Origin of the sequence: Mycobacterium sp. 360MFTsu5.1, assembly GCF_000383495.1 — a bacterium.
Lineage (GTDB): Bacteria > Actinomycetota > Actinomycetes > Mycobacteriales > Mycobacteriaceae > Mycobacterium > Mycobacterium mucogenicum_B.
Genome location: NZ_KB911484.1, coordinates 1 through 10,187 on the forward strand (window position 1 = coordinate 1; position 10,187 = coordinate 10,187).

Annotated in this window: 11 protein-coding genes; 7 read left to right on the plus strand and 4 right to left on the minus strand. The window is 66.7% G+C overall.

The features are described 5' to 3' along the window. From H289_RS0129325 to H289_RS0129335, 3 genes are all read left to right on the plus strand, one after another. Nucleotides 1–667: zinc-binding dehydrogenase (locus H289_RS0129325; protein ID WP_020104431.1), on the plus strand; the 667-nt coding region annotated here is incomplete at its 5' end. Beyond that, complete coding sequence (locus tag H289_RS0129330) at nucleotides 664–1,287, plus strand: MBL fold metallo-hydrolase (RefSeq protein WP_020104432.1); 624 nt, start codon at nucleotides 664–666, stop codon at nucleotides 1,285–1,287. The genes H289_RS0129325 and H289_RS0129330, both read left to right, overlap by 4 nt. Nucleotides 1,288–1,364: 77 nt before the next feature. Next, entirely contained in the window at nucleotides 1,365–2,432 is a 1,068-nt protein-coding gene (locus H289_RS0129335; RefSeq protein ID WP_020104433.1) for a class I SAM-dependent methyltransferase, read from the plus strand. On the opposite strand, the gene H289_RS0129340 is transcribed toward H289_RS0129335, so the two are convergent. Beyond that, entirely contained in the window at nucleotides 2,429–3,826 is a 1,398-nt protein-coding gene (locus H289_RS0129340) for a GntP family permease (RefSeq protein WP_020104434.1), read from the minus strand. The genes H289_RS0129335 and H289_RS0129340 overlap by 4 nt on opposite strands. Then, on the minus strand, nucleotides 3,826–4,359 hold the full coding sequence (locus H289_RS0129345) for a gluconokinase (RefSeq protein ID WP_036421814.1): 534 nt from the start codon (nucleotides 4,357–4,359) through the stop codon (nucleotides 3,826–3,828). The genes H289_RS0129340 and H289_RS0129345 overlap by 1 nt, the downstream gene beginning before the upstream one ends. Nucleotides 4,360–4,476: 117 nt before the next feature. Here H289_RS0129345 and H289_RS0129350 point away from each other — a divergent pair, with 117 nt between their 5' ends. Next, nucleotides 4,477–5,199 carry a FadR/GntR family transcriptional regulator gene (locus H289_RS0129350; protein WP_051128637.1) on the plus strand — a complete coding sequence of 241 codons (723 nt, stop codon included), beginning with the start codon at nucleotides 4,477–4,479 and terminating at the stop codon, nucleotides 5,197–5,199. A gap of 12 nt (nucleotides 5,200–5,211) precedes the next feature. On the opposite strand, the gene H289_RS0129355 is transcribed toward H289_RS0129350, so the two are convergent. Beyond that, on the minus strand, nucleotides 5,212–5,742 hold the full coding sequence (locus H289_RS0129355; RefSeq protein ID WP_020104437.1) for a hypothetical protein: 531 nt from the start codon (nucleotides 5,740–5,742) through the stop codon (nucleotides 5,212–5,214). Nucleotides 5,743–5,814: 72 nt separating this feature from the next. Here H289_RS0129355 and H289_RS0129360 point away from each other — a divergent pair, with 72 nt between their 5' ends. Both H289_RS0129360 and H289_RS0129365 read left to right on the plus strand, forming a co-directional pair. Beyond that, entirely contained in the window at nucleotides 5,815–6,567 is a 753-nt protein-coding gene (locus H289_RS0129360) for an SDR family NAD(P)-dependent oxidoreductase (RefSeq protein ID WP_020104438.1), read from the plus strand. 66 nt (nucleotides 6,568–6,633) lie between these two features. Continuing rightward, nucleotides 6,634–9,126, plus strand: coding sequence for a glycogen/starch/alpha-glucan phosphorylase (locus H289_RS0129365; protein WP_020104439.1), 2,493 nt, complete (start codon nucleotides 6,634–6,636; stop codon nucleotides 9,124–9,126). A 38-nt stretch (nucleotides 9,127–9,164) separates the two neighbouring features. Here the strand turns inward: H289_RS0129365 and H289_RS0129370 are convergent, their stop codons facing one another. After that, a complete protein-coding gene (locus H289_RS0129370; RefSeq protein ID WP_029105927.1) occupies nucleotides 9,165–9,509 on the minus strand; it encodes a DUF732 domain-containing protein in 345 nt (114 codons plus the stop codon). A 261-nt stretch (nucleotides 9,510–9,770) separates the two neighbouring features. Here H289_RS0129370 and H289_RS0129375 point away from each other — a divergent pair. Then, nucleotides 9,771–10,187 (plus strand): MmpS family transport accessory protein (locus tag H289_RS0129375; RefSeq protein WP_020103866.1); only part of this gene is annotated, 417 nt, incomplete at its 3' end.

The window sequence follows — 10,187 nt, forward strand, 5'->3', positions numbered from 1 at the left end:
CGAACGCCAGTGCACCAAGGTCGATTCCGAAGCCGACCCGGCCGTTGCCGGACTGCTGGGCTGCGGCGTGATGGCCGGCATCGGCGCCGCCATCAATACCGGCGGCGTGACGCGTGACGACACCGTCGCGGTCATCGGCTGCGGCGGCGTGGGCGATGCGGCCATCGCCGGCGCGGCCCTGGTCGGCGCCAAGCGGATCATCGCCGTCGACACCGACAACCAGAAACTGCACTGGGCCCGCGAGTTCGGCGCCACCCACACCATCAACGCCCGCGACCTCGACGCCGTCGAGACCATCCAGGACCTGACCGACGGCTTCGGCGCCGACGTCGTGATCGACGCGGTCGGCCGGCCCGAGACCTGGAAGCAGGCGTTCTACGCCCGCGATCTGGCCGGAACCGTTGTCCTGGTGGGTGTTCCGACACCCGACATGACCCTCGAGATGCCGCTGATCGACTTCTTCTCCCACGGCGGGTCGCTGAAGTCGTCGTGGTACGGCGACTGCCTGCCCGAGCGCGACTTCCCCACCCTCATCAGCCTGTACCTGCAGGGCCGGCTCCCGCTGGAGAAGTTCGTCACCGAGCGCATCGGGCTCGACCAGATCGAGGACGCCTTCCACAAGATGCACAGCGGCGAAGTGCTTCGCTCGGTGGTGGTCCTCAAGTGAGTGCCATCCAGCGCGTCGTCACCAGCGGCACGTTCAGCCTGGACGGCGGCACCTGGGACGTCGACAACAACATCTGGCTCGTCGGCGACGACACGGACGTCATCGTGTTCGACGCCGCCCACACCGCGGCACCCATCATCGACGCGGTGAACGGCCGCAACGTGGTCGCCGTCGTCTGCACCCACGGCCACAACGACCACATCACCGTCGCCCCGGAGCTGTCCACTGCCCTCGACGCTCCAGTGCTGCTGCACCCGGCTGACGAGATGTTGTGGCGGGATGTCCACCCGGACAATCCTTTTCACACCGTGGCCGACGAGCAGGTGCTCACCGTCGGCGGCCTGGAGATCAAGGCGATCCACACGCCCGGACATTCCCCCGGCTCGGTGTGCTGGCACATCCCCGAGCTCGGCGCGGTGATCTCCGGCGACACCCTGTTCCACGGCGGCCCCGGCGCGACCGGCCGCTCGTACTCGGACTTCCCGACCATCCTGGCGTCCATCTCCGAAAAGCTCGGCAAGCTACCCGGCGACACCGTCGTCTACACCGGCCACGGTGACACCACCACAATCGGCGGCGAACTGGTCAACTACGACGAATGGGTGGCCCGCGGCAGCTGAGCTGCCGATCGAGCACCGGCCACTGATTCCACGCTGGTTCAGAGCGCGCCACACAGCTCACGGCGCTACCGTGAGACATGCCCGAGTCCAGCGTGGTGGTGCAGCCCGACCCGATCGGGAGCTCGCGCCTGCAGACCGTCGGACTCCGCACGGCCACAAAGCTTTTCGAACAGGCCGCCGCCGAGGTGCCGCTCCCGGCGGCGCCGCGGCCGGTGGTGATCGCCGAGTACGGCTCGGGCAACGCGCACAACGGGCTGCTGCCCATCGGCGCGGGTATCACCGCGCTGCGCAAACGCGTCCGGCCCGAGCACCCGATCGCGGTGACGCACACCGACATCCCCGACAACGATTTCAGCGCCCTGTTCCGCACCTTGCGTGACGATCCGTTCAGTTACCTGCGTGCCGATCGGGCCACCTTCGCGTCAGCGGTGGGCCGGTCGTACCTCAGCCAGATTCTGCCGTCGGAAGGTGTGCACCTGGGCTGGTCGGCGTGGGCCATCCAGTGGCTCAGCCGCATGCCGGCCGACATCCCCGATCACATCCAGCCGTCCTTCAGCGCCGACGCGCAGGTGCGCGCGGCGTACGCCCGGCAGGCGGCGCACGACTGGCACGAGTTCATCGCGTTCCGCGGCCGCGAGTTGAGTCCGGGCGGCCGCCTCGTGGTCATGACCATGGGCCAGCACGACGACGGGCGGCCCGGCCTCGAGCCGCTCTTCGACGGTCTGATGCACGCGCTGTCCGACCTGCAGAACCAACGGCTCGTCACTGCCGAAGAAGTGCGGCGCATGCGCCTGCCGATCGTGGGCCGCAGCGAAGCCGACTTCCGGTCACCGTTCGCCCCCTCGGGTCGCTTCGAGCGCCTCCGGATCACCCACCTCGTGGTGGCCGACGAACCGGACCGCTTCTGGCTGCGGTACCAGACCGACGGTGACGCAACGGCTTTCGCCAAGAGCTGGGTCGGTTTCACCAGGGCGGCGGTGTTCGGCACCCTCCTGGAGGTGCTCGAGCCCGCCGACCCGGCGCGCCGATGTCAGGTCGCCGACGCGCTTGACGCCGCACTGATCGAGCTGCTGTCCGCCGCACCGCGCCCGATGCCGATTCCGGTGGCGCACATCGTCGTTGAGAAACAGCAGCGCGAGAGCTAGACGAACACGTCCAGGATCAGGACCATGGCCAGACCGGACACCGACAGCACGGTCTCCATGATCGACCACGTCTTGATCGTCTGACCGACGCTCAGCTTGAAGTACTCCTTGACCAACCAGAACCCCGCGTCGTTCACGTGGGAGAAGAACAGCGAGCCGGCTCCGACGGCGAGCACCACCAAGGACAGCTCGCCCGAGCCCATCCCGTGAACGAGGCCGAGAATCAGCGACGACGCCGTGATGGTGGCGACGGTGGCCGACCCCGTGGCCAGCCGGATCAGGACCGCGAGCACCCAGGCCAGCACGAGCACCGAGATGTGCACACCTTCGGCCCAGCGCGCCAGCATCGTCCCGATGCCGGTGTCGACCAGCACCTGCTTGAATCCACCGCCCGCGGCGACGATCAGGAAGATGCCGGCGACCGGGGGCAGGCTCGACTCGATGCACTTGGTGATCGCGGTGCGGTCCATCCCGGCACCCCGGCCGAGGGTGACGGTGCCGACCACGACGGCGATGAGCAGTGCGACCAGCGGCGTGCCGACGGCGTCGAAGATCCGGCGGAACCACTGCGTCTTGTCGTCGATGAAGATGTCGACGAGGGCCTTGCCCAGCATCAGTGCGACGGGCAGCAGCACCGAGAACAGCGTGACGCTGAAGCGGGGCCGCTTGCCGTGTGCCCGAAGGGCTTCCGGATCGGTGGTGAAGGTGTCCGGTGCCGCGACGACGACCCACTTGCCGGCGAGGCGGCCGAACAGCGGGCCCGCGACGACGATCGTCGGGACCGCGACGAGCACGCCGAGTCCGAGCGTGACCCCGAGGTCGGCATTGAGCAGTCCGACGGCGGTCAGCGGCCCGGGATGCGGCGGCACGAAACCGTGCATGGCCGACAGACCGGCCAGCGCCGGGATGCCGATGGTGATGAGCGACTGCTGCGAGCGCCGGGCCACCAGGTAGATGACGGGCATCAGCAGCACCAGCCCGATCTCGAAGAACATCGGCAGCCCGATGATCGCGCCGACCAGTGCCATCGCCCAGGGCAGGGCGCGGGGCGAGGCGGCTCCGACGATGGTGTCGACGATCTCGTCGGCCCCGCCGGAGTCGGCGAGCAGTTTGGCGAACATCGCGCCGAGCGCGATCAGGATGCCGACGCCGGCCGCTGTCGCACCGAAGCCGTCGGAGAACGATTTGAGGACGGCGGTGAGGTTCTCACCGGCCGTCAGCCCCACCGTCAGCCCGCCGAAGATCAGGGACAGGAACGGGTGCAGCTTGACCAGCGTGATGAGTACGACGATGACGCCGATGCCGGCCACGAACGCCAGAATCAGCTGCGTCGCCGAGGAGACCGGCTCGATGAGTTTGGGTGCGTCGGCGAGGACGGTGCCGGCGGTGCGCATCAGATCTTCTCCCCGTCGCTTCGCTCGCCCCGTCGGTTCTCCCCTTGGGTGCGCGAAATGTATTCCTCGACAATGGAATCGATGCTCTGTCCGACGTCGATCACGATTCCCGCCTCATCGGCTCGCAGGGGTTCCAGGGTTTCGAACTGTGAGGCCAGCAGCGAGGCCGGCATGAAGTGGCCGGGCCGGCTGGCCTGCCGGGCGCCGATGACCTCGGGCGTGCCGAACAGGTGCAGAAACCGGGTTTCCGGGCAGTGGCTGCGAAGCTGCACGCGGTACTTGTATTTCAGCGCCGAACAGCTCATCACGCCGCCGGTGCCGCAGTGCTCCCCGAGCCATTGCCCGATGGTCTCGAGCCAGGGCCGACGATCGTCGTCGTTCAGCGGGTGACCGGCCTTCATCTTCGCGATGTTGGCAACGGGATGGAAGTCGTCCGCATCGGCGAACGGCACGCGGAGCCGCTGCGCGAGCGCCGCGCCGACGGTGGACTTGCCGGATCCTGAAACGCCCATGACGACGATGGGTGATGGCATCTTCTGCACCCGCCCTTGTTGTGGTTTGACTCACACAGCGTGACGCAAAAGTCATACTTTTTCAAGAGGCATTCGTAAAACATCAGTTCTAAGTTAGATCGACGGAGTTATGACAGGATGTTATGCGTGGCCACGCCTTCAAACGTCAGCGATCTGCACGACAACGTGCTGAGCGCGCTGGGGGCCGCGGTGGTCTCCGGTACCTACGCCCCCGGCGAGGTGATCACCCTCGAAGGAGTGAGCGCGGAGCACGGCGTCTCCCGCAGTGTCGTGCGGGAAGCAATCCGGGTCCTCGAATCGATGGGCATGGTCGCCTCGCGCCGCCGGGTCGGCATCACCATCCAGCCCGCCGCCAACTGGAATGTGTTCGACCCCAGGCTGATTCGCTGGCGACTCGAGTCCGGCGACCGGGCCGCCCAGTTGGTGTCGTTGTCCGAATTGCGGCGCGGATTCGAACCCGTGGCGGCCGCCCTGGCCGCCGAGCGCGCCGACCCGCACCAGTGCCGGATCATGGCCGCCGCCGTGTCGGACATGGCGGTGCACGGGCGCGACGGCAACCTCGAGGCATACCTACTGGCGGACAAGATCTTTCATCAGACGCTGCTGGAGGCCAGTGGCAACGAGATGTTCCGCGCCCTGAACGCGGTGGTGTCGGAGGTCCTCGCGGGGCGCACCCACCACGGCATGATGCCCGACTCCCCCAATCCGGCGGCGATCGCGCTGCACGACGAGGTGGCCCGTGCCGTGCGGATGCGCGATCAGGCCGGCGCCGAACGCGCCATGCGCGCCATCATCGACGAGGCCGCCGCGGCGGTCGCCGAGGAGCAGGGCTCGTCCTGATCGGCCCGGCCGTCAGCGGCAGCGCTTCAGACCGTCGTTGGGGTCACAGAACAGCGGGAACTGCTGCACCGGAATCGGCAGCGGCTTCTGGAATTCCAGCCGGAACGACTTCTTGGTCATGGCCGCCGGCACGCCGCACTGTTCGTTGTTGGTGGTGGTCCGGGTACCGGTCCAGTTCGTGTCTTCCCACTCGTAGGTTTCGACGAGCTTCATCTTGGTGCCGTCCGGACACGTGAAACCCTGGAGGTCGGTCTGGGTGAACATCCAATGTCCCTCACCGCCGGTCTGGCGGGCATCGCCGCCCAGCGTTCCGCCGTACTGGTCGGAGCCGACGTGCACGAGGCAACCCACCGGCAGTTCCAGGTTGTTGCGCAGATCGCCGACGGTCGGGGCGCAGACGGGCCAGATGGTCCACACGCTCATCGGCGTGCCCTCTTGGATGTAGGTGTAGATGCCCTCGGGCAGCCGGATGTTGTCGGCCTGCGCCGGCGCTGCCGTCCCGAAGAGTGCGCCCGCTGCGGCGAAGCCGAGACTCGAAACCATAGCGAGAACACGTTTCATTTTCACCGCCCGAGTATCGCAAACGACTGGCCCACGGCGTGAGAAAGTCACCGTATGAGTTCACTCAGCGGGAAGGTCGCGTTGATCACCGGGGCCTCGGCCGGCCTGGGCGCGGCCACGGTCAAGGTTTTCGCCGAACGCGGCGCATCGGTCTTCGGTATCGCGCGGGACGCCGAGCGGATGGCGACGGTGTTCGCCGATGCCTACGGCGACGAGCCCGGCGGCGCGTTCGCCGCGGTGGACATCAGCACGGCCGACGCCTGTCGGCAGGCGGTCGAGGACTGCATCGCGAAGTTCGGGCGGCTGGACGTCCTGGTGAACGTCGCCGGCTTCCACGTCATGCGGCACACCTTGTCGGTGACCGATGACGACTGGGACCGCGACCTCGCGGTGAATCTGAACGGCCCGTTCTACCTGACGCGCGCGGCGCTGCCGCAGCTGCTGGAGAACGGCGGCAACATCGTCAACGTCTCCTCGATCGCCGGCGTCGAAGGCGAGATCTACTCGGCCGGCTACTGCGCCGCCAAGCATGGCCTGATCGGGCTGACGCGCGCACTGGCGGTCGAGTACACCAAGGAAAAACTCCGGGTCAACGCCGTCTGCCCGGGCGGCATGCTGACCGCGCAGGTCACCGAGTTCGCGGCGCCCGAGAACGCCGACTGGGACCTGATCATGCGCATCGCCGCGCCGCGCGGCTTCATGGAACCGCGGGACGTGGCGAACGTGATCGCGTTCCTGGCCAGTGATGACGCCGCCGCGATTCACGGTTCGGTGTACCGCGTCGACAACGGCAAAGGCCCGGCGTGACCGGTTTCTCACCAACTGTCAAACGAAGTTAACGCGCCGTACTCACGAGCGCGGTTCAATCCGTGGGTGACCGACTTCGCGCTGACCGAATCCACCAACGGCACCCGTGAGCCCAGCCGCACCGGCCGCTCCGCCGAAGCCCTCGGCCGGGCCATCGCCGACCACCTGCGCTACTCGATCGGCCGGCCGGCGGCTGCGCTGCAACCGACGCACTATTACCGCGCGCTCGCCTTGGCGGTTCGCGACCGGATGCAGGACAACCGCACCGCCTCGACCCAGACCTCGCTGGACCTGGGCAACAAGGTCACGTGCTACCTGTCGGCCGAATTCCTGATGGGTCCGCAGCTCGGAGCCAACCTGCTCAACCTCGGCATCGAGGACGCCGCCCGGGAGGCGCTGGCCGAACTCGGCCAGGACCTCTACGAAGTCCTGGCGTGCGAGGAGGAGCCCGGTCTCGGCAACGGCGGCCTGGGCCGGTTGGCCGCGTGCTACCTCGATTCGCTTGCCACGCTGGAACGCCCGGCGATCGGATACGGCATCCGCTACGAATTCGGCATCTTCGACCAGGAGATCCACGATGGCTGGCAGGTCGAGAAGACCGACAACTGGCTGGACAACGGCAACCCCTGGGAGATCGCCAAGCCGGACGTCAACTACCTGGTCGGCTGGAGCGGGCACACCGAGCACTACCTCGACGACGCCGGCCGCGACCGCATCCGGTGGGTGCCCGGGCGCCTCATCAAGGGCGTCGCCTACGACACGCCGATCCAGGGCTACGGCGTGAAGACCTGCAATGTGCTGACGCTGTGGAGCGCGCGGGCGGTCAAGGAGTTTGCGCTGGAGGCGTTCAACACCGGCGACTACTACAAGGCCGTCGAGGACGAGGTGACCTCGGAGACCGTCACCAAGGTGCTGTACCCGAACGACGAGCCGGAGGCGGGTAAGCGGCTGCGCCTGCTGCAGCAGTACTTCTTCGTGTCCTGCTCGCTGCAGCACGTCCTGCACATCATGGACGACCTCGCCGACGCGTCGGTCCACGACCTGCCCGAGCGATTCGCGTTGCAGCTCAACGACACCCACCCGTCGATCGGCGTGGCCGAACTGATGCGCCTGCTCATCGACGAGCGCCGCCTCGACTGGAACACGGCCTGGGGCATCACGGTGGCGACCTTCGGCTACACCAACCACACACTGCTGCCCGAGGCCCTGGAGACGTGGCCACTGGGGCTGTTCAGCGAGAGCCTGCCGCGGCACCTCGAGATCATCTACGAGATCAACAGCCGTTTCCTGGACGAGGTTCGCGCGAAGTTCCCCGGTGACGAGGACCGGGTCCGCCGGATATCACTGATCGGCGAGGACGGCGGCAAGACGGTCAAGATGGCCTACCTGGCCACCGTCGGCAGCCACGCGATCAACGGCGTCGCGGCGCTGCACTCCGAGCTGCTCAAGGACAGCGTGCTCAAGGACTTCTACGAGATGTGGCCCGAACGGTTCTCCAACAAGACCAACGGCGTGACGCCACGGCGGTTCGTGGCCCTGTCCAACCCGGGTCTGCGCGCCCTGCTCGACCGCACCGTCGGCGAGGGCTGGCTGACCGACCTGGACCGGCTGCGCGGGCTGGAGGCATTCGCCGACGATCCGGCGTTCCGGCAGGAGTGGCGGGCCGTCAAGCGCGCCAACAAAGCCCGGCTCGCCGAATTGGTACAGACCGAGACCGGTATCGAACTCGACCCCTCCTGGCTGTTCGACATCCAGGTCAAACGCATCCACGAATACAAGCGCCAGCACCTCAATGTGCTCAACATCGTCACCCAGTACCTGCGGCTGAAGCAGAATCCGGGCCTGCAGATGGCGCCGCGCGCGTACATCTTCGGCGGCAAGGCCGCCCCCGGCTATTTCCTCGCCAAGCGAATCATCAAGCTGATCACCGCCGTGGGCGACATGATCAACGTCGATCCTTCGGTGAATCAGTTCATGAAGGTGGTGTTCCTGCCGAACTTCAATGTGCAGAACGCCCACCTGATCTACCCGGCGGCCAACCTCTCCGAGCAGATCTCGACGGCGGGCAAAGAGGCCTCCGGCACCGGCAACATGAAGTTCATGATGAATGGCGCGTTGACGATCGGAACGCTCGACGGCGCCAACGTGGAAATCCGGGAGGAGGCCGGTGCGGACAACTTCTTCCTGTTCGGCCTGACGGTCGACGAGGTCGAAGCCCTCAAGCGCGACGGCTACCGGCCTGCCGAATACATCGCTGCCAACCCTGAACTCGCGGCGGTACTCGACCTGATCGAGCACGGCCACTTCTCCCACGGTGACACCGAGGTGTTCCGGCCCCTGGTGCACAACCTGCGCTACGACGACCCGTTCCTGGTGTGCGCGGACTACGCGTCCTACGTGGCGTGCCAGGACGAGGTGAGTGCGGCCTGGCAGGACCGCGACCACTGGTCGCACATGTCGATCCTGAACACCGCGCGCAGCGGCAAGTTCTCGTCGGACCGCGCCATCGCCGAATACTGCGACGACATCTGGGACGTCTCGGCGCTGACGGTGCACTGAGGCACCGCCAGGGCCGAGTGCGGCTAGGGCCCCGGCTGCTAGTGCGCGAGCGCGACCAGCAGGTCGTGCTTCTCCGGGCAGTACGTGTCGAACGCGGCGTTGAGGAACTGGTACACCTGCTGCTCCGAGCTGCTGTTGCGCGGCAGGTTCTTCTTCAGGAACGCCGCGGAGTCGGTGGCGCTGTGGTCGACGTTGTTGTCGAGCCGCTGGCAGGTGATCTTGCCGATCCACGCGTTGTAGTCCTTGGGACCGTAGATCCCGTAGGTGTGCAGCTGGTTGGCGAAATCGGTGTCGGGATCGGCCTGCGCGGGGACGGCCATCCCGACAGCAAGGGCGGCTGCGGCGAATGAACCCGCAACTGCGGCGAGAGTGCGTGCCTTCATGTGACGGAGTCTATTCGTGCTGGTTGCCATGTGCCCCTGCTCCCTGAACAGTCGTCGCCGCCTGTTCAATCCCATTGAACTGCTGCGTATTTGGTTCGATCAGCTGCGCGTTACCGGCTACGGTGATACGAGCCACCCACAGCGAAGGTTTCCCATGATTAACTTAACTGGTCTAATCTAACACTTAAATGACCTAATCTGTCGCGGTCAGGGTATGGGAAGTGGGGAGCAGCACGTGCAGTCGACCATGGTGTCCGCAGCGTGATCGGCAATGCGCTCAAGAAGGCGTGGATCCCGTTGCTCATCCTCGCCGTGGCCCTGGTCGCCGGCTTCACCGTGCAACGCGTGCGCGGCTACTTCGGCCAGAACCCCGTCATCGTCACCCCGCGCAACTTCGCCGACGACGCCAAACCGTTCAAGCCCAAAGTCGTCACCTACGAGATCACCGGCACCGGCAGCTACGCCGACATCAACTACCTCGACCTGGACGCCAAGCCGCAGCGCATCGACCACGCCCCGCTGCCGTGGAAACTCACGCTGTCCACCACCGCACCGGCAGCCTCGCCCAACATCGTCGCCCAGGGCGACGGTGACTCCATCACCTGCACCGTCCACGTCGACGACGAACTCAAAGACACCCGAACCTCCACCGGCGTGCACGCCCAGACCTTCTGCCTG

What these genes read in the sequence shown, in the direction of transcription:
- H289_RS0129355 (WP_020104437.1), bottom strand. Translation starts at nt 5,742, where the DNA reads ATGGTTTCGAGTCTCGGCTTCGCCGCAGCGGGCGCACTCTTCGGGACG.
- H289_RS0129345 (WP_036421814.1), bottom strand. Translation starts at nt 4,359, where the DNA reads ATGCCATCACCCATCGTCGTCATGGGCGTTTCAGGATCCGGCAAGTCC.
- H289_RS0129360 (WP_020104438.1), top strand. Translation starts at nt 5,815, where the DNA reads ATGAGTTCACTCAGCGGGAAGGTCGCGTTGATCACCGGGGCCTCGGCC.
- H289_RS0129370 (WP_029105927.1), bottom strand. Translation starts at nt 9,509, where the DNA reads ATGAAGGCACGCACTCTCGCCGCAGTTGCGGGTTCATTCGCCGCAGCC.
- H289_RS0129335 (WP_020104433.1), top strand. Translation starts at nt 1,365, where the DNA reads ATGCCCGAGTCCAGCGTGGTGGTGCAGCCCGACCCGATCGGGAGCTCG.
- H289_RS0129350 (WP_051128637.1), top strand. Translation starts at nt 4,477, where the DNA reads ATGTTATGCGTGGCCACGCCTTCAAACGTCAGCGATCTGCACGACAAC.
- H289_RS0129340 (WP_020104434.1), bottom strand. Translation starts at nt 3,826, where the DNA reads ATGCGCACCGCCGGCACCGTCCTCGCCGACGCACCCAAACTCATCGAG.